This window comes from Xenorhabdus taiwanensis (assembly GCF_036512875.1).
Classification (GTDB): Bacteria; Pseudomonadota; Gammaproteobacteria; order Enterobacterales; family Enterobacteriaceae; genus Xenorhabdus; species Xenorhabdus taiwanensis.
Genome location: NZ_AP028978.1, coordinates 2659307 through 2678501, shown reverse-complemented (window position 1 = coordinate 2678501; position 19195 = coordinate 2659307). Strand labels below are relative to the sequence as shown.

Annotated in this window: 21 protein-coding genes; 15 read left to right on the top strand and 6 right to left on the bottom strand. The window is 43.0% G+C overall.

Translation table 11 applies throughout. The annotated features are described in order from the left end of the window. Window positions 1–37 precede the first annotated feature (37 nt). From bamE to nadK, 3 genes are all read right to left on the bottom strand, one after another. Window positions 38–382 carry an outer membrane protein assembly factor BamE gene (bamE, locus tag ACE1SE_RS12205; protein ID WP_374051128.1) on the bottom strand — a complete coding sequence of 115 codons (345 nt, stop codon included), beginning with the start codon at window positions 380–382 and terminating at the stop codon, window positions 38–40. Window positions 383–494: 112 nt separating this feature from the next. Continuing rightward, complete coding sequence (recN, locus tag ACE1SE_RS12200; protein WP_374051127.1) at window positions 495–2168, bottom strand: DNA repair protein RecN; 1674 nt, start codon at window positions 2166–2168, stop codon at window positions 495–497. A 113-nt stretch (window positions 2169–2281) separates the two neighbouring features. Continuing rightward, window positions 2282–3160 (bottom strand): NAD(+) kinase, encoded by an 879-nt coding sequence (gene nadK / locus ACE1SE_RS12195; RefSeq protein WP_374051126.1) that lies wholly within the window; start codon window positions 3158–3160, stop codon window positions 2282–2284. Window positions 3161–3284: 124 nt separating this feature from the next. On the opposite strand from nadK, the gene grpE reads away from it, so the two are divergent. After that, entirely contained in the window at window positions 3285–3866 is a 582-nt protein-coding gene (gene grpE, locus ACE1SE_RS12190) for a nucleotide exchange factor GrpE (protein ID WP_374051125.1), read from the top strand. A 66-nt stretch (window positions 3867–3932) separates the two neighbouring features. On the opposite strand, the gene ung is transcribed toward grpE, so the two are convergent. Continuing rightward, the gene (gene ung / locus ACE1SE_RS12185; protein ID WP_374051124.1) at window positions 3933–4613 is read right to left on the bottom strand and encodes a uracil-DNA glycosylase; all 681 of its coding nucleotides are present in this window, start codon (window positions 4611–4613) and stop codon (window positions 3933–3935) included. Window positions 4614–4948: 335 nt separating this feature from the next. Here ung and grcA point away from each other — a divergent pair, with 335 nt between their 5' ends. Together grcA and ACE1SE_RS12175 are read left to right on the top strand one after the other, a co-directional pair. After that, complete coding sequence (gene grcA, locus ACE1SE_RS12180; RefSeq protein WP_374051123.1) at window positions 4949–5332, top strand: autonomous glycyl radical cofactor GrcA; 384 nt, start codon at window positions 4949–4951, stop codon at window positions 5330–5332. 186 nt (window positions 5333–5518) lie between these two features. Further along, a complete protein-coding gene (locus tag ACE1SE_RS12175) occupies window positions 5519–6562 on the top strand; it encodes a Tle-like phospholipase domain-containing protein (RefSeq protein ID WP_374051122.1) in 1044 nt (347 codons plus the stop codon). Between the two features lie 75 nt (window positions 6563–6637). Here ACE1SE_RS12175 and srmB read toward each other — a convergent pair whose 3' ends face one another. After that, window positions 6638–7981, bottom strand: coding sequence for an ATP-dependent RNA helicase SrmB (srmB, locus tag ACE1SE_RS12170; RefSeq protein WP_374053663.1), 1344 nt, complete (start codon window positions 7979–7981; stop codon window positions 6638–6640). Window positions 7982–8123: 142 nt separating this feature from the next. Here srmB and trmN point away from each other — a divergent pair, with 142 nt between their 5' ends. The 12 genes from trmN to acpS all read left to right on the top strand — a co-directional run bounded on the left by trmN (window position 8124) and on the right by acpS (window position 18620). Next, window positions 8124–8891: a tRNA(1)(Val) (adenine(37)-N(6))-methyltransferase TrmN gene (gene trmN, locus ACE1SE_RS12165; RefSeq protein WP_374051121.1), complete on the top strand. Its 768-nt coding sequence runs from the start codon at window positions 8124–8126 to the stop codon at window positions 8889–8891. Window positions 8892–9170: 279 nt separating this feature from the next. Continuing rightward, on the top strand, window positions 9171–9746 hold the full coding sequence (rpoE, locus tag ACE1SE_RS12160; RefSeq protein WP_374051120.1) for an RNA polymerase sigma factor RpoE: 576 nt from the start codon (window positions 9171–9173) through the stop codon (window positions 9744–9746). A gap of 46 nt (window positions 9747–9792) precedes the next feature. Further along, window positions 9793–10440, top strand: coding sequence for an anti-sigma-E factor RseA (rseA, locus tag ACE1SE_RS12155; protein ID WP_374051119.1), 648 nt, complete (start codon window positions 9793–9795; stop codon window positions 10438–10440). Further along, window positions 10440–11399 (top strand): sigma-E factor regulatory protein RseB, encoded by a 960-nt coding sequence (rseB, locus tag ACE1SE_RS12150; protein WP_374051118.1) that lies wholly within the window; start codon window positions 10440–10442, stop codon window positions 11397–11399. Before rseA ends, rseB begins: the two co-directional genes overlap by 1 nt. Next, entirely contained in the window at window positions 11399–11863 is a 465-nt protein-coding gene (rseC, locus tag ACE1SE_RS12145; protein WP_374051117.1) for a SoxR-reducing system protein RseC, read from the top strand. Before rseB ends, rseC begins: the two co-directional genes overlap by 1 nt. Before the next feature lie 229 nt (window positions 11864–12092). Continuing rightward, a complete protein-coding gene (gene lepA / locus ACE1SE_RS12140) occupies window positions 12093–13889 on the top strand; it encodes a translation elongation factor 4 (RefSeq protein WP_374051116.1) in 1797 nt (598 codons plus the stop codon). Between the two features lie 22 nt (window positions 13890–13911). Further along, complete coding sequence (gene lepB, locus ACE1SE_RS12135) at window positions 13912–14883, top strand: signal peptidase I (RefSeq protein WP_374051115.1); 972 nt, start codon at window positions 13912–13914, stop codon at window positions 14881–14883. A 227-nt stretch (window positions 14884–15110) separates the two neighbouring features. Next, window positions 15111–15791: a ribonuclease III gene (gene rnc / locus ACE1SE_RS12130; protein ID WP_374051114.1), complete on the top strand. Its 681-nt coding sequence runs from the start codon at window positions 15111–15113 to the stop codon at window positions 15789–15791. Continuing rightward, on the top strand, window positions 15788–16693 hold the full coding sequence (gene era / locus ACE1SE_RS12125; RefSeq protein WP_374051113.1) for a GTPase Era: 906 nt from the start codon (window positions 15788–15790) through the stop codon (window positions 16691–16693). Before rnc ends, era begins: the two co-directional genes overlap by 4 nt. Window positions 16694–16702: 9 nt before the next feature. Then, on the top strand, window positions 16703–17440 hold the full coding sequence (gene recO / locus ACE1SE_RS12120; RefSeq protein WP_374051112.1) for a DNA repair protein RecO: 738 nt from the start codon (window positions 16703–16705) through the stop codon (window positions 17438–17440). 68 nt (window positions 17441–17508) lie between these two features. Then, window positions 17509–18240 (top strand): pyridoxine 5'-phosphate synthase, encoded by a 732-nt coding sequence (gene pdxJ / locus ACE1SE_RS12115; protein ID WP_374051111.1) that lies wholly within the window; start codon window positions 17509–17511, stop codon window positions 18238–18240. Next, window positions 18240–18620 (top strand): holo-ACP synthase, encoded by a 381-nt coding sequence (acpS, locus tag ACE1SE_RS12110; RefSeq protein WP_374051110.1) that lies wholly within the window; start codon window positions 18240–18242, stop codon window positions 18618–18620. Before pdxJ ends, acpS begins: the two co-directional genes overlap by 1 nt. Window positions 18621–18823: 203 nt before the next feature. Here the strand turns inward: acpS and ACE1SE_RS12105 are convergent, their stop codons facing one another. Further along, complete coding sequence (locus tag ACE1SE_RS12105) at window positions 18824–19153, bottom strand: hypothetical protein (RefSeq protein ID WP_374051109.1); 330 nt, start codon at window positions 19151–19153, stop codon at window positions 18824–18826. Window positions 19154–19195: the final 42 nt, after the last annotated feature.

Sequence of the window (19195 nt, the reverse complement as noted above, 5' to 3'; positions counted from 1 at the left end):
CCAGGTTCTCTACTGGCGAATAAATAAAACACACATCTCACTGATTCTCTGGCAGTGATTTTTCATCCTTGATATCAGTTAGCACACCTTGGTTGTCAAAGGTAAGTGTCAGAGTTTCCTGAGTTGTTTTCCCATGGCCTGGTTGTTGGCGGAATATGTAATACCAAGTCTGGCTCCCAAACGGATCGGTCAGCATTGGTGTTCCCAAAGTGTAAGAAACTTGCTGCTGAGTCATTCCTTTATGGATTTTTGATACCGCAGCCGGCGTAAGGTAGTTCCCTTGATTAATATCAGGACGATAAACAATTCGCTCAAACATGGAGCAACCCGCAGTCAGCATAACAAGAGATACAGTAGCGGCAGTCAACAATTTACAGCGCATAGTAATTACATTCCTTTAGGAGTTAGGCCGTCGATAATAATAAACATTGAAGAGATTGAAAACCTCTATGCATTTACCTATGACTGCAATTATACAAGAAAGTTGTCTCAATTTATGCCGCTAACAGCTCTTTTGCATTAGCCAAAGTATTTTTTGTAACCTCACTTCCCGCCAAAAGCCGCGCGAGTTCTTGAAGTCGTGCTTTTTTATCTAATAGTTGCATTTGGGTTTCAGTTTCTTCACCGTCGGTTTGCTTGCTGACATAAAAATGCTGATGTCCACATCCTGCGACTTGAGGTAAGTGGGTGACACACATAACTTGGGTCGATTCCCCCAATTCACGTAGCAAACGCCCAACAATTGCCGCTGTTGGACCGCTGATGCCTACATCAACTTCATCGAAAATCAACGCAGGGGTTTCCATTTTTTTCGCTGTAATGACCTGGATTGCCAGTGCAATACGGGAAAGTTCACCACCTGATGCCACTTTTGCTAATGGTTGATGAGGTTGACCGGGGTTGGTTGTGACATTGAATTCAACTTTGCTGGCCCCATCAATATTTAAATGCTCCGCTTCAAAGGTAACATCAATGGTAAAACGGCCATGAGGCATAGAAAGTTGGTGCATACTGTTTGTTATCAGTTGTCCCAATTCTGCGGCATATTTCTGGCGAACATGGTGCAATTTTTCTGCCACAGTCAAGGCTTGCTGGTAATGCAAACTGACAAGTTCACTAAGGTGGGCACAATCATTTTCCTGCTGGGATAATTGATACTGTTCTTCCAACAATTGTTGATGTAATGCAGGTAACTCTTCTGGCGCAACATGGTGTTTACGGGCCATGCTGATTTGTTGGGAAATTTTTTGTTCCAGTTCAAATAAACGATTGGGGTCCAGTTCCAGTTGGTCGCTGTAATGACGTAACTCGTCACTAACTTCATTGATTTGGATAGCAGCTTCTTCCAGCATGTTAAGCAGGCCACTGAGTTTGTGATCCATGTTGGCAAGCTCTGTCAGTTCATTGCGGGCATAGCTAAGAAGACTGACAATGTTCTGTTCATCATTATCACTTAAAATCTGGAGGATATTTTGGCTGACGGACAAAAATTGCCCGCAATTTGCCAGCCGTTTGTATTCACTATCCTGTTCTTGATAATTACCTGGCTGTGGTGACAGTTCGTCCAGTTCTTTCAGGTGATATTCCAGCAATTGCTGACGTGAGCGACGTTCAAGAGCTTGTTGTTGGAATTGGGAGAGAGCCTGACAGCTTTGGTGCCATTGTTGGTAAGCCTGTTTCATTTCTTGCTGGAGTTCGAAATCACCCGTGTAAATATCCAATAAGCGCCTTTGGTGACGATTTTCCAACAATAACTGGTGAGCATGTTGCCCGTGAATTTGAATCAGATGAGAACCCAGTTCACGTAATTGAGAAAGTGGTACAGCAGTGCCATTGATAAAACCGCGAGAGCGCCCATCCGCAGTAATTGTACGACGCAGCAGGCACTCATTGTCATCATCAAAACTTCTATCAAGCTGGTGGTCGATAAGCCATTTGCGGGCAGAAGGAGCATCAGCCAGTGAAAAACAGGCACAAAGATCGGTACGCGGAGCACCCGGGCGAACCATGTTAGCTTCGCCACGATTGCCAAGACATAAACCTAATGCATCAATCGCGATGGATTTACCGGCTCCGGTTTCACCTGTGATTGCCGTCATTCCCGGGCGGAAATCAATTTCAATTTCGCGAACGATAGCAAAGTTACTGATGGTCAATTGAGTCAGCATCGTGCTCCTCCTTCTTTATTATTGTGTATAAACACGTTACTGTATAAAAACATGTCTGTGCTTCCATACAGTATAAACTGGTTTTTTATACAGTAAAGTAGCGAAACTCGTTTTTAGAACATTTTTTTCGACCAACCCAGTTTTGTGCTGAGTGTATTGAAGTAGTTGTAATCTTTTGGGTGAATTAAGTGCAGATTATAGTCACTGCGTTTGATGATTACTTCTTCACCATCTTGGATTGGCAGGACGATCTGGCTGTCACAACTGACTTCGTAGTCATTGCTATTTTGGGCAAATTTGAGGCGAATGCTGCTTTCGCTGCTGATAACGAGAGGGCGTGCCGAGAGCGTATGTGGAAACATCGGCACTAGCACGATAGCATCTAAGTTTGGGGTTAATATAGGCCCTCCGGCAGACAGTGAATAGGCTGTAGAGCCAGTGGGTGTTGCTATGATTAAGCCATCTGAACGTTGAGAAAAAGCAAAACGTTCATCAATATATACTTCGAATTCAATCATATGGGCAACTTTGCCTGGATGTAGTACGACTTCATTTAATGCAGTGCTACGGCGGGATTTATGTCCGCTTTTTGTCACTTGAGCCTCAAGCAGAAAACGTTTTTCGTCTCGATATTTGCCATCTAAAACTTCGGATAGTTGTTGCAAAGCATTATCGGGATCCAAATCCGTTAAAAAGCCCAAATTTCCTCGGTTGATACCAATAACTTTGATGTTATAACGTGATAATACTCTGGTTGCACCGAGCATATTGCCATCCCCACCGACAACAATCACAAGGTCGGCAGTTTTACCAATTTCTGTCAATCCCCCAGTCTGAGCACCTTTTAAATTAATGTCTTTCGCGACCTGTCTATCCACAATGACGCAATAACCTTTAGATACCAGCCAATGGTACAGCATTTCATGGGTGGCCAGCGCTTCCGGGTGACGTGGACGACCGACAATACCGATGCATTTGAATTCATTATTCATTGCTGTTATTTCCTTCAGCATATGGTTTTGCCCTCACAATAATGGTTGTTCCCTTGAATCCCGCGTTTTGATCCCCATAATAAGCTCAAATGGCGAAGATAATACAAAATACGCGGAGATATTCATGAGTAGTAAAGACCAAAAAGTACCTGACGAGCAAGTCGCAGAAAATACAGAAAATGTATCAGAGCAACAAATAAATGCGGAACAGGCAGATGCGCCAGAGACTGAAAACGTTGTTGATCCGCGTGTTGCTGAGTTGGAAGAACAACTGAAACAGGCTCAGGCTAATGAACGTGATGCTTTGTTGCGTGCACGTGCTGAAATCGAAAACATTCGCCGTCGTACTGAGCAGGATGTAGAAAAAGCACATAAATTTGCATTGGAAAAATTTGTCAATGAACTTTTGCCGGTCATCGACAATCTGGAACGTGCATTAGATGCGGCTGATCGTACCAATGAAGCGTTACTGCCAATGGTTGAAGGTATTGAACTGACTCTGAAATCTTTTATCGATTCAGTGGGTAAGTTTGGCGTTGAAGTGGTCAGTGACACCAATGTCCCTTTCAATCCAGAAGTGCATCAGGCGATGACTATGATGGAATCAGATCAGCATGAACCTAATCAGGTTATGTTGGTGATGCAGAAAGGTTATACCTTGAATGGTCGTCTATTGCGCCCTGCAATGGTTGCTGTTTCTAAATAAAGGTTACGCTCTCTCGTGATGCAATGCCGCCATTAGAAAGGCGGCATTTTTGTAGGCAGAGATCGGTTATTCGGACAATTGAGGTTCCCAATCTATTGGAGATAATCCTTGTGATTTCAATAAGTTGTTGGCCTGTGAAAAATGTTTACAGCCTAAGAAACCACGATGAGCAGATAAAGGTGAAGGATGGGGGGCTTTTAATACATGATGGCGTCGGATATCAATGAAATGGCCTTTTTTCTGGGCATGAGATCCCCAAAGCAAGAAAATGACTCCGTTGCGATGTTCATTGATTGCTGTAATAACTTTGTCAGTGAATGTTTCCCAACCCAAATGAGCATGGGAATGTGCGTTACCACGCTCAACAGTGAGTACGGTATTAAGCAATAATACTCCCTGTTTTGCCCAGCTTATCAAGCAACCGTGATTTGGGCGAGTAAATCCAGCAATGTCCGATTCCAGTTCTTTGTACATATTGACGAGAGAAGGCGGAGCAGGAATACCCGGTTGTACAGAGAAAGCCAAACCGTGAGCCTGATTCGGACCGTGGTAAGGATCTTGTCCTAAAATCACGACTTTTACATCCGCCAATTCGGTATAGCGGAATGCGTTAAAAACATCTGTTTGAGGCGGATAAATGGTTTTTCCAGCCTGACGTTCATTGGCAACATAAGCCAATGTATCAACAAAATAAGGCTGTTTCTTTTCATTGCCGATGACATCGTGCCATGTGAGAGGTGTGGACATAGCCAATCCCTTTCTAAATGATTATCAGATGACTTAAGCTTACCGATTCCCTTGGGATAGGGAAACCCTCAGATCCCAATCTAAGCTTAATTCTCAGGATGAAAATCTATTTTTATAAATTTTTTTGAAAAAATATGAAAAAATTTTCATTCAACCCTGTTATAAAAACTGATTTAAAACATAATGTTACGAATTTATTATCAATAACCTTATGAAATTAGTTGATTACAATCAAAGAATCTTATCATTTGTACTGGTATACAGGAAATCAAGAACAATGGTTGATTAAATGATGGTTTGACTGAATAACTAAGCTGATGATGTTGGAGGTATAAATGATTACTGGGATTCAAATTACCCAATCTGATAACGCTGCATTGATGAATTCTTTTTGGTTGTTGGATGATGAAAAAAATGAAGCGCGTTGCATCTGTGCCAAAGCAGGTTACGATGAAGACCAGATTGTTGCCAAAGAGGAGTTGGGGCAATTTGAATATCGCGAGATTCCGCTGGAGGTCAAGCCGGCTGTACGTGTAGAAGGCGGGCAACATCTGAATATTAATGTTCTGCGCCGCGAAACGTTGGAAGATGCAGTAAAGCACCCCGAAAAATATCCTCAACTCACTATTCGTGTATCTGGTTATGCTGTGCGTTTTAACTCACTGACCCCAGAACAGCAACGTGATGTTATTGCGCGTACTTTTACAGAAAGCTTGTAGTTTTTGTATCAAGCAAAAAATCCAAAGGGAGAATCAATACTCCCTTTTTTATTTCCATGTTTTAATTATGGGAATTAATTTTGTTAATTAAAAATTAAATTTGTTTTAATATTGTTAAAAATTCTGCCGATAGAGAGTTTGGGATTTTAAACCACACCAAATTTAAATAATCTGCAGGAGAATTTTATGACTTTATCAGTTAATACCGATTTTTTCAGTGGGTCAGGGATCTATTCATTACAAGAAAATGTGCTACAACCTCAACCTAATTCTTCAGCTCAATCACCACCTGACAAAGTTGATCGCATTGCTCCCCCGATCATTTCACTTTCAGAAAATACCAAGCAGGCTAATGCTCTCTATCAATCATTGGTTAATAACTTAAATGCCAGCACAATGCCAGCTCCTGAATTGAAAGCTAATGATATTGCGGGAAAACAATCTAAACTGGTCGATTATAACTTGACGCTGGTTACCCGTGATGTTTATCGACAAACGAGTTTAGGGATTGGCGATTATGTGCGTCTGTCTGATGAGGATTTATCAAAATTAGGTATTGATCCTGACACTCTTAATGATTATTCAACAGGATTTCAGGCCGGTGTTTACCATAATAAGGGACTGTATATTGTCTCTTTCACAGGATCGAATGAATTAAAGGATTTTATGGTAAGTATTCGTCAAGGGCTTGGTTACAATGAAAAACAATATAATCAAGCCGTGGAATTGGCACATAAGGCATTAGGAGTACTTGGTGAAAATGTCATTTTCACAGGGCATTCATTGGGGGGAGGATTAGCAACCGTGGCTGCACTGGCAACAGGAAAACCAGCAGTTATTTACAATTCTGTTAGTGTTTCTGACGCTACATTGAAACATATGGGGGTTTCACCCGAAGTCGCTCGTGAATTGGCTGACAGTGGCTTGATTCGACATTATACCGTTGAACACGATTGGTTGGGTAACTTGCAAAAAACATTGCCAATTCGTCAACCGATGGGGCACAAAATAGAGCTTAATTATGAATATGAATTAGAGAGTATATGGGATGTCATGTTGCCAAATCGATATGGCTTACATACCTTTAAGGCGCATTTTTTGGAAGCTGTTCTCGAATTGATGGCGGAGCAAAAGCCTTGGTTAAATAATAGCAATACCATGTTGGCGTCAGCGGATGTTACAGATACAGATATGACATCGCAGCAAAGTGAGCAGCATTATGCTGTGTAATATTTAGCGTTCAGTCGCCGGAACATGGGCGAATTCACCGTATGGCTTCGCCCATGTTCTACAATCGCTTATTAGTTAATCGTTGCTGGATTCAGTTAATTCTGGTCTGGGATCGCCAGAAGGAGCGCGGCGTTTACCAATATTTTTGCTATCACGATGACGAACTTTTACGCGATTTTTCTTTGTTTCTTCTGTTTTCTTCTTCTTCTCTTTGCGTTTTGCCAATACTTTTTTGGATGGCTTATTGCTTTTTTTCTCACTTGGCGCTTTGGTTTGCGGACGAAGCTCATCAACCACTCGTATTTTCAAAGGTTCTTTGAGGTAACGGCTGATTTTACCCAAAAGCAGGTGATCGTGTGCTTCAACCAGAGCAATGGCAGTTCCTTTACGGCCTGCGCGAGCAGTACGACCAATCCGGTGCAAGTAAACATCTGCGGTACGAGGCAAATCGAAATTAAAGACGTGGCTAACATTCTCGATATCCAATCCACGGGAAGCAATGTCGGTTGCGACCAGAACTTTGACTTTACCATCATTCAAGCGTTTTACGGCATCTGTACGCTTGGCTTGCACCATTTCACCTTCAAGAAAACACGCTTGAATGCCAGCCTGGTTCAGCCAATCAACAAGTTCGCGAACACGCTCTCGTTTGCGCACGAAAACAATGGACTTAGTCACTTCAGGTTGCTGGAGAAGGTGACACAGCACGGCTGTTTTATGTTCTAACGAATCAGCCCGATAATAAAATTGCTGTATTTTCTTGCGTTCACGGCGAGAAGGTTCGGCATCGATCTCAACAGGATCAGTTAACAGGCGCTCGGCAAAATCACGGATGGATTCCCCTTCCAGGGTTGCGGAAAATAACAATGTTTGTTTACGCCAGCGGGTTTCACCTGCAATCGTTTCGACATCATTGGCGAATCCCATATCTAACATGCGATCCGCTTCATCAAGGATCAGTGTTTCCACTGCACGGCAGTCGAAATTTTCTTCTTTGATGTATTGCAGCAATCGCCCTGTCGTTGCGACAACAATATCCTGATTCTCACTGAATACTTCCGCATGATTCATGTAGGCAACACCACCAGTGATTGTGGCAATGTCCAAATGTGTATGGGCCGCCAATTCTTTTGCCTGTTCTGCCACTTGCATTGCCAGTTCACGGGTTGGCGTCAAAATCAGGATACGTGGAGGTCCCGATTTTTTGCGAGGAAAATCCAGTAAATGCTGTAGAGTTGGTAGCAGGTAAGCAGCGGTCTTACCTGTACCGGTCGGCGCTGAGCCTAATACATCACGTCCGTCCATAGCCGCAGGAATAGCTGCTGCCTGAATGGCCGTCGGGCGTTCGTAGCCTTTGTCGTTCAGTGCTTCAAGCAGGGATTCATCAAGTTCGAATTCGGAAAAATTTGTCGCAGTCATCATATACCTCTGTTTGGGCCGCCGATTATAAACAGGTTGGGCGCATTCTTCATCCTATAAAAGCACCTAATAAGTAGGTTGCTTTTATCCGTCGGCCATAAGATTTATGCTATGACAAATTTTAATTTCAGCAGAATAGGTTATGGCATCGATACAGAAACCCGCTTTTCGCCGCGGTGGTTTTACATTTAAACAGTTTTTTGTTGGGCATGATAAATGTGCGATGAAAGTCGGGACGGATGGTGTGTTGTTGGGAGCCTGGGCGCCAGTATATAACAGGAAAAGATGTCTGGATATTGGATGTGGCAGTGGTTTGATTGCGTTGATGATAGCCCAACGTACAAACGAAGATACCCTTATTGATGCGGTGGAGCTGGATGATCTTGCGGCAATGCAGGCAGTGGATAATGTACAGCAATCACCGTGGCCTTCCCGTATTAGAGTATACCAGCAGGATATTCATGATTTCGTGCGACAACATGTGCAACAAGATGAGTTGCGGAAAATTAACTCTCAATATGATTTGATTGTCAGCAATCCTCCCTACTTTGAGCCGGCGATTGCATGTCGAAACGAAGCCCGTAATCAGGCTCGCTATACGGAGTCATTGACGCATCAGGGGTTATTGGCGTGTGTACGGGAATTGATTACACCGACAGGGTTATTTTGTCTGGTACTACCTTATGAAATTGGTGAACAATTTGAAAAAATGGCGTCAGATTTGGGGTGGTTTACCCATTTCCGCGTCAATGTTCGTGACAGGCAAGATAAGCCGTTGCATCGTCTATTACTGGGATTGTCACGGCAAGGACAGGATATTCAGGTGAGTGAATTAATGATTCGTTCCTCGGATAACACATATTCAGGCGACTTTCGTCAGTTAATAACAGATTTTTATCTTTATTATTGATAATGTTAGCACTATTGAGATGGCAAATTGGATTTTTCGGTATAATAAAACAAAGGTTTTCTTTTTCTCAGTTTAAAATCGCGTGTCCTGTGAAATAGCGGCTATGATTTAGAAAAGTACAATACGAAAATAACAGGTGGTTGTAATCAAAATTACAACTAAAGTTGAACTTCACAGTGAACTGATACTCAAAGTCATGCTTGTTCGGGAAATCAGAACATCATATTGGTTTAATTTAAGTATAAATGTGGAGTTTTACCTCAGGAGAGTGAACCTCGGATGAGCGAGCAGTTAACGGATCAAATGCTGATTGAACGCGTCCAGAAGGGCGATCAAAAAGCATTTAATTTGCTGGTGATGAGATACCAGCACAAAGTAGCGAGTCTGATTGCTCGTTACGTACCTCAAAGCGACGTTCCCGATGTTGCTCAGGAGGTTTTCATTAAGACTTATCGGGCACTTTCTTCTTTCCGGGGTGATAGTGCATTTTATACATGGCTGTACCGTATTGCCGTTAATACTGCGAAAAATTATTTAGTTGCCCAGGGGCGCCGTCCACCATCCAATGATCTGGATGCCAACGATGCAGAAAATTATGATACGTCAAGTTCATTAAAAGAAATTTCGAACCCTGAGAACTTAATGTTGTCTGAAGAATTAAAGGACGTGGTTTTCCGCACTATTGAATCGCTTCCAGAAGATTTGAGGGTAGCAATCACGTTGAGGGAGTTGGATGGGTTGAGTTATGAAGAGATAGCCGAAATCATGGAATGCCCTGTAGGCACTGTGCGTTCCCGAATTTTTCGGGCAAGGGAAGCAATTGATAATAAAGTTCAACCACTTATCCAACAATAAATAGTGGAAAACAGTGGGACAAAACAATATTGAAGGGTACTTTGGCATGCAAAGAGAAAAACTTTCCGCATTAATGGATGGAGAAGCTCTTGATAGTGAAGTAGTTCATTTGGTCTCTGAAGATGCGGTCATGCAGAAACAGTGGGAACGCTATCATTTGGTGCGTGATGTGCTGCGTGGTGATGTGGGGAAAGTATTGCATTTGGATATTGCAAGTCAAGTAGCGTTGGCGCTTGAAAAAGAACCCATTCATATTGATCCAACGGCTGTTCTGGAATCTCAGCCAAAGCCTGAAACATGGGCTAACATGCCATTCTGGCATAAAATCCGCGCATGGAAGAGTCAAATTGTACAAATTGGTGTTGCAGCCTGTGTATCGCTGACTGTGATTGTCAGTGTCCAGCAGTATAATAGTGATAGTGGTGTTGAAACAGATAACCAACTTGAAGCACCGGCCTTTAACACCTTGCCGGTGATGGGTACAGCCTCAACAGTTGGCTTAGCAACTCCAGCCGAAGAAGAAACTTTCGGTGGTGATTTGAATATGCAAGTGCGAGAAAGCAATAAACGAATTGATGCGATGTTGCAGCAATATGAACTCGCCCGACGCATTCATTCTGAGAAAAATCATGGTGTTACTCAGGCTAATCAGACTCCTGAACAGCAAGCGCCCCAACAGTCACAACAACAGTGATGAAACGTATTTGGGTTGTCGTTTTTTTATTGGCGAGTAGCCTGATAACGCCTCTAAAGGCCTCAGCGCAACAAAGCAACGCTGAGGCTTTGTTACAGGACATGAGTAAGGCAGTGCAAACGCTGGATTATGAGCTTGGCTTTATCATTTTAGAGCAGCAATTTCTCATTCCCTTGCGTTACCGTCATGCCATTATTGATGGGCAGGTTATTGCTCAAATCATCCAAATGGATGGCTCACGTAGAGAAATTATCCAGCGCGGTGACCAAATCAGCTATTACGAACCTGGATTAGACTCATTTAGTCTCCGTGGCTCTCATATCGTCGATTATCTTCCACCAATCATCTTTGCCGATTTTGCCCAATTGCAAAAATTTTATCGCTTTATTGATGCAGGCAGCACGAATATTGGCGATCACCCTGTGAATTTTGTACGCATCATAGCGAAAGATAAATCTCGCTATAACTATAACCTTCTGATTGATGAGAAATATCATCTCCCTCTGCTGATTGACCTATTAGATAAGGATAATAAAACAGTCATTGAGCAATTCCGTGTTGTGTCATCCACTGTGAATGACAATATTAAAACGGAATTGAATGTGATTACTAATTTGAAACTACCGCCTATGTTACTTATTCCTCCTGCTGATAAGTTGAAATTTAATTGGCTGGTTGGAAAAATGCCTGACGGTTTCAAAGAAATTTCACGTAACAGCCAGAAGCTATCAGAGACAGAATGGTTAGAATCCATCATGTATAGTGATGGATTATTTAATTTTTCTGTAAATGTTGTGAACTCAGATAAAAAAATTGTCGATGAGCAACCATTTCGACAAGGCAGAAGAACGGTTTATACTTTGGCCAGAGGCAAAAATAGCATAACAGTCATTGGTGAGCTGCCTTTCGCAACAGCGGAACGAATTGCAGCAAGCGTGACGTTTACAGGAGAAAACTGATGGTTAAAGAGTGGGCAACGGTTGTCCGTTGGCACAAAGGCCGGGCATTATTACGTTATGGCTCATCTTCAGGCTGTGGTAGCTGCCAAACCAAAACAACCTGTGGTTCTTATTTACTGGAAAAGATAGGGCCAGAAAGTATCCATCAGTTGGAACTGGAGATTTCTCAACCACTCCAGCCGGGTCAGAAGGTTGAAGTAGGTATTCCTGAAAGCAGCCTGCTACGTTCAGCTATGCTAGTTTATTTGACGCCATTGCTGGGATTGTTTTTGGGGGCAGTATTTTTCCAGTGTTGGACAATTGACCAATTATGGATCTGTTTAGGCGGGATTGGTGGTGGAATCGCCGGTTTCTTCCTTGCTCGCAAGATTGCTGCGTATTGGGATAATTTGCAAGCGTACCAGCCTGTTGTGTTACAAATTGGTTTACCCCCTGATTCGATTAAGGTTCTACAGCAAGAATAATCTGTTTTACCCTGCGAGTTTCAACTTTAATTTATCATTACTGAAAACGACTGAGTCATATTGAAAACGACAGGCATGGCGAAATTTTCACGGGTTTGGTTTTCACGGGCTTGGCATGTAGAATACAGCTCCTCAGGCCAGTGGCCGAACCAATAAACTGTCGCTTTATGTCCATCAATGTGTCCATAGGCGAATGATTCAGAAATATTAAGGCAAAAAAGATTTAATAATGAAGCAAATAAGAAATTTCTCCATTATCGCCCACATTGACCATGGTAAATCCACGCTCTCTGACCGGATTATTCAAATCTGTGGTGGTTTGTCTGATCGCGAAATGGCAGCACAAGTACTGGATTCAATGGATCTTGAGCGTGAACGTGGGATCACTATCAAAGCACAAAGTGTAACCCTTGATTACAAAGCAAATGACGGGCAAGTCTACCAATTAAACTTTATTGATACGCCAGGGCATGTTGACTTCTCTTATGAAGTTTCCCGTTCACTGGCTGCTTGTGAAGGTGCCCTGCTGGTTGTTGATGCAGGTCAGGGGGTTGAGGCCCAAACATTAGCTAACTGTTATACCGCCATTGAAATGGATCTGGAAGTCGTTCCAGTTCTGAACAAAATTGATCTCCCTGCGGCTGAACCAGAGCGTGTCGCTGAAGAAATCGAAGACATTGTGGGTATTGATGCAACAGATGCCGTTCGTTGTTCTGCAAAAACGGGAGTGGGCGTACAGGATGTCATTGAACGTCTGGTAAAAGAGATACCGTCACCAGAAGGCGATCCTGATGCTCCATTACAGGCCCTGATTATTGACTCATGGTTTGATAATTACCTTGGTGTTGTTTCACTTGTCCGTATTAAAAACGGTACCTTGCGTAAGGGTGACAAAATTAAGGTCATGAGCACCGGACAGGTATACAACGCTGACCGACTGGGTATCTTCACACCGAAACGTATTGATCGTGATGTGTTGAATTGTGGTGAAGTAGGCTGGTTGGTCTGCGCCATCAAAGATATTCTGGGAGCCCCTGTTGGGGATACATTGACAACGGCCCGTCAGCCTGCGGAAAAAGCCCTGCCTGGTTTTAAAAAGGTCAAACCGCAGGTTTATGCTGGTTTGTTCCCGGTAAGTTCTGATGACTATGAAGCATTCCGTGATGCTTTGGGCAAGCTGAGCTTAAATGATGCGTCATTATTCTATGAACCAGAAAGTTCGACTGCATTGGGCTTCGGTTTCCGCTGTGGCTTCCTCGGCTTGCTGCATATGGAAATCATTCAGGAACGCCTGGAGCGTGAATATGATCTCGATTTGATCACAACGGCTCCAACAGTTGTTTATGAAGTTGAGACAACCAGTGGTGATATTATCTATGTTGATAGTCCATCCAAGTTGCCGCCATTAAACAATATTGAGGAGCTGCGTGAACCGATTGCAGAATGTCATATGTTGTTGCCGAAAGAGTACCTTGGTAATGTTATTACACTTTGCGTAGAAAAACGCGGTGTGCAGACAAATATGGTTTATCACGGTAATCAGGTTGCGCTGACTTATGAAATTCCAATGGCTGAGGTGGTTCTGGATTTCTTTGACCGCTTGAAATCAACATCCCGTGGTTACGCTTCACTGGATTACAATTTTATCCGTTTCCAGGACTCAGACATGGTTCGTGTGGATGTCTTGATTAACGCTGAGCGTGTTGATGCTCTGGCGTTGATTACTCACCGTGACAATTCCCAGTACCGTGGACGTGAGCTGGTGGAAAAAATGAAAGAGCTGATCCCACGCCAGCAATTTGACATTGCAATTCAGGCTGCCATCGGCACTCACATTATTGCGCGTTCTACCGTTAAGCAATTACGTAAGAACGTATTGGCGAAATGTTATGGCGGTGACGTCAGCCGTAAGAAAAAGTTATTGCAGAAACAGAAAGAAGGTAAAAAGCGCATGAAGCAGGTCGGCAATGTTGAACTGCCGCAGGAAGCCTTCTTAGCGATTCTGCATGTTGGCAAAGATAATTAACACAAGGTCGTAAGGAGTTCAAATGGCTAACACTTTTGCCTTGATATTAACATTAGCAACGTTAATCACCGGTATTCTCTGGTGCATAGAGCGATTTAAGTTCGCACCTGAACGTAAGAAAAAACTTGCTCATATTCAGGAACAGGCGACAGGCGCAGAAGCTCAGGAAGCTTTGGCTAAAGGACTTAACAAACCTTCATGGGTTGAAACACTTGCATCTGTCTTTCCCGTGTTAGCCATTGTGTTGGTTTTGCGCTCTTTCGTTTATGAACCTTTTCAGATCCCTTCTGGTTCAATGATGCCGACGTTGTTGATCGGGGATTTCATTCTGGTTGAAAAATTTGCTTATGGTTTAAAAGATCCAATTACGCAAACAACCTTAATTAAGACTGGCGAGCCTAAGCGTGGAGATATTGCGGTTTTCAAATATCCGAAGAACCCAAGCATAGATTTTGTAAAACGAATTATTGGCTTGCCTGGGGATAAGATCGTTTACGATTATGTCAATAAAGAGCTTCAGGTTTATCCGGGCTGTGGCTGGAATACGCAATGTAAGGGCGATTTACCGGTTACTTACCGGAATGTGTTCCCAAGTGAATGGACAATAAAAGAAGATGTGACACCAGAAGGCGTTCGTATAAGTGGTGTTTATCAAGTTCCTGTTGATGAACCAGTAGGGCCATACGCTCTTCGCCAGGACGAAAGAGTCGAAACTTTGGGTAGTGTGTCGCACCATATTTTGACTATTCCTGTCATCCAGCGTTTCCCTGGTTTCTCTCAAGAAGGCTTGCCAGTGGGAACTTGGGTTGTTCCTGAAGGGCAATATTTTGCCATGGGTGATAACCGAGACAATAGTGATGATAGTCGTTCATGGGGATTTGTACCGGAGAAAAATCTGGTAGGCCGTGCAACCGCCATTTGGATGAGCTTTGAAAAACAGGAAGGTGAATGGCCTACTGGCGTGCGTTTCAGTCGAATTGGTGGAATTCACTAATATTTATATATTAGCGCAGCATTAATTTATCTCACAGTGTAGAATATTCTTTCAAACGAGATGACTGGCTCCTGAATAGGATGAATACTTGGGAGCCAGTGCAAACGCAACAGTTTTGTAAGGCATACCGCAAAAAATGTTCCCAGGATAAATTGCTGGTTGGTATCGCCTCACAGGTCTGTTGCGTGTGCTTTTTATTTGATGAATTCTAACTGAATTGGTAGCACATGAACCCCATAATAACGAACCGGTTACAACGTAAGCTAGGATATAGCTTTAAACAGCACGATTTGTTGCTTCAAGCATTGACTCACCGCAGTGCCAGCAGTAAGCATAATGAACGTCTGGAGTTTCTTGGTGATTCAATCCTGAGTTTTGTCATTGCTAATGCTCTTTACCATCGTTTTCCCCGTGTTGATGAGGGGGACATGAGCCGCATGCGGGCAACATTGGTGCGTGGTAATACTCTGGCAGAGCTGGCCAGAGAATTTGAGTTAGGTGAATGCCTGCGTTTAGGGCCGGGTGAGTTAAAGAGTGGAGGACATCGTCGCGAATCCATTTTAGCGGATAGCATTGAAGCCTTAATCGGCGCTATTTTTCTTGATAGCGATATTCAGACAGTCGAAAACATTATCCTGAATTGGTATGAAACCCGTTTGAATGAAATTAGCCCGGGCGATAAGCAAAAAGATCCTAAAACACGTTTACAAGAATATTTGCAAGGGCGCCATTTGCCGTTGCCTACATATCTGGTTGTTCAAGTTCGTGGGGAAGCACACGATCAGGAATTTACAATTCACTGTCAGGTCAGTGGATTTGAACAACCTGTCAGAGGAGTCGGTTCCAGTCGCCGCAAGGCAGAGCAGGCGGCTGCGGAACAAGCATTAAAACAACTGGAGCTTGAATGAGCGAAGAAAAAAGCTATTGCGGATTCGTTGCAATAGTCGGTCGACCCAATGTTGGTAAGTCGACGTTATTGAATCAGTTATTGGGCCAAAAAGTATCCATCACTTCCCGTAAACCTCAAACGACGCGGCATCGCATCATGGGGATTCATACGGAAGGGGCTTACCAAACCATCTATGTTGATACACCAGGTCTTCATATTGAAGAAAAGCGTGCGATCAACCGCTTAATGAACCGTGCGGCGAGCAGCTCCATTGGTGATGTCGAACTGGTTATTTTTGTTGTGGAAGGTACGCACTGGACACCTGATGATGAAATGGTGGTGAATAAATTACGCCATTTACGCTGTCCTGTCTTACTGGCTATCAATAAAGTGGACAATGTGACGGATAAAACCATTCTTCTGCCACATATCGGTTTTCTTAGCCAACAGATGAATTTTATTGATGTTGTGCCGATTAGTGCGGAAAAGGGTATGAATGTTGATACTATCGCCAACATAGTGCGTGATCATATACCACAGGCGGAACATCACTTTCCTGAAGATTACATTACGGATCGCTCACAACGTTTTATGGCGTCAGAAATCATCCGTGAAAAACTGATGCGTTTTTTGGGTGATGAACTCCCCTATTCCGTAACAGTAGAAATTGAACAATTTGTTACTAATGAACGTGGAGGTTATACAATCCACGGTTTAATTCTGGTAGAGCGTGATGGCCAGAAGAAAATGGTGATTGGTAATAAAGGCAGTAAAATCAAGAAGATTGGCATAGAAGCTCGTCAGGATATGGAAAAGCTGTTCGATATGAAAGTCCACCTGGAATTGTGGGTAAAAGTGAAATCCGGTTGGGCTGATGATGAACGGGCGCTGCGTAGCCTCGGTTACGTTGACGACTTATAAGGCTGATTTATGGACGGCTGGCAGAGAGCCTTTGTGCTTCACGGGCGCCCTTACAGTGAAACCAGTTTATTGCTGGATTTTTTTACTGAAAATGAAGGGCGGGTACGTGTCTTAGCAAAAGGGGCCCGCAGTCGTCGCTCCAGTCTAAAAGGTTGCTTACAACCTTTCACCCCGCTGCTTATTCGTTGGAGTGGGCGGGGTGAAATCAAGACATTAAGAGACGCAGAGCCTATCTCATTGGCTCTCCCCTTAACGGGAAGTGTGCTCTACAGCGGTTTATATGTGAATGAACTCTTGTCCAGACTCCTTGAGCAAGGAACGGCATATCCCGCGCTTTTTTTTGATTACCTCCAGTGTTTACAAGCGCTTGCGGCGAGTGAATACACACCAGAATGCGCATTGCGTCGTTTTGAATTAGCGCTGCTAACCAATATGGGGTACGGAGTAGATTATCTTCACTGTGCAGGGAGTGGTGAACCTGTGTCGGATACCATGACTTACCGTTATCGTGAAGAAAAAGGGTTTATCGCCAGTTTAGTTGTGGATCAGCACAGTTTTACAGGTTATGAACTCAAGGCGTTGGCAAGTAGCGAATTTCCCGATCAGGTGACCTTGAAAGCGGCGAAGCGTTTTACCCGTATTGCCTTGAAACCTTATCTGGGAGGAAAACCGTTAAAAAGCCGTGAGCTATTTCGTCAATTCGTACGTAAAAAAACTGATAACCCCAACAAGAAAAATGAAAACTAAAGTAAACCACTTTTTCATGATGAAGAGTGTAGACTTTACTGAATTTTATGTTATTGCAGGAGCTAAAAATGGCCGAGGTATTGTTAGGTATCAACATTGATCACATTGCAACCTTACGTAATGCTCGTGGGACACAATATCCCGATCCCGTTCAGGCAGCATTTGTTGCAGAACAAGCGGGTGCAGATGGTATAACAGTTCACCTACGTGAAGATCGCCGCCATATTACTGACAGAGATGTCCAGTTATTAAAAAATACAATCCAAACCCGTATGAACCTTGAAATGGCGGTCACAGATGAGATGGTGGGAATTGCTTGCCAAATCAAACCTGCTTTCTGTTGTTTAGTGCCTGAAAAGCGTCAGGAGGTCACAACCGAAGGTGGACTAGATGTGTTTGGGCAAAAAGAGCACATTGCTGCTGCTGTTAAGACTTTATCAGAAGCCGGGATTTTGGTGTCTTTGTTCATTGATGCGGATCATCAACAAATCGATGCTGCTGTCGAAGTTGGAGCGCCATTTATTGAAATTCACACGGGTGCCTATGCAGATGCAGGGAATGAGATACAGCAGGAAAAAGAATTTCAGCGTATCAAAGAAGCCGCAACTTACGCAGCCGCTAAAGGGCTTCAAGTCAATGCAGGTCACGGATTGACCTATCACAATGTGCAGCGTATTGCAGCCTTACCTGAAATTTATGAGTTGAATATAGGGCATGCCATTATTGGCCGTGCTGTATTCAGTGGCTTACCTGCGGCTGTTGCGGACATGAAAACTTTATTGCGTGAAGCCCGCCGTTAATGGCCATTCTTGGGTTAGGCACAGATATTGTTGAAATATCCCGCATTGAAGAAATTGTCGGGCGTTCAGGCGAACGTCTGGCAAGGCGCGTTCTGAGTGATGGGGAATGGCAACAATATCAGCAACACAATCAGCCTGTCCGCTTTCTTGCAAAACGGTTCGCTGTCAAGGAAGCCGCCGCTAAAGCGTTTGGAACAGGTATCCGCAATGGATTGGCTTTTAATCAATTTGAAGTGATTAATGATCCATTGGGAAAACCAACGTTGAAACTTCATGGAGAGGCTGAAGTGCTGGCTAACAAACTGGGGGTAAAATCCATGCATGTCACACTGGCAGATGAACGGCGTTATGCCTGTGCGACGGTAATATTGGAAAATTAAATTCAGAGTTAGAACTTAGCACTTGCTTCATAAACCCTCATAGATATTTACATATTGCCGAACTGACCCAACAGACTATCAGAGTATTGGGTCAGTTTTCTGATTGGTTGATAGTAGACATAAACTCTCTGAATTTATGTTAATAGATACTGCGAAACCAAGGTATACCGATTGAAAGAGGTAATTCGCAGATGGACTTGATTTTAGGGATTATTTCCTATTAGATAATAACTACACCCTTCAAGCTCAAAGTAAACAGAAATTATTGGATATGTATTGAAAAGAATATCAATACCCGTGTCTACCTCATAAGACGAGAACAAGGTGCTGAAAGTATCTCCATTCACCTTGATACTGACATATAATTTCGTCATATGATTAAAATGATATTGATCATCATCAAAATCTATTCTAAAAAAATTTTTATGTCCAGGTAGAATGATAGCATCTAATAATTTATCATTGTGTGTGTCTTTTACTACTACATTCAAATTATAATCTGTTTTATTTTCTATATATCTACTTTGAATCATTCTATTCACCTTTCAATTAGTTATGAAAATATTAAAGATTAT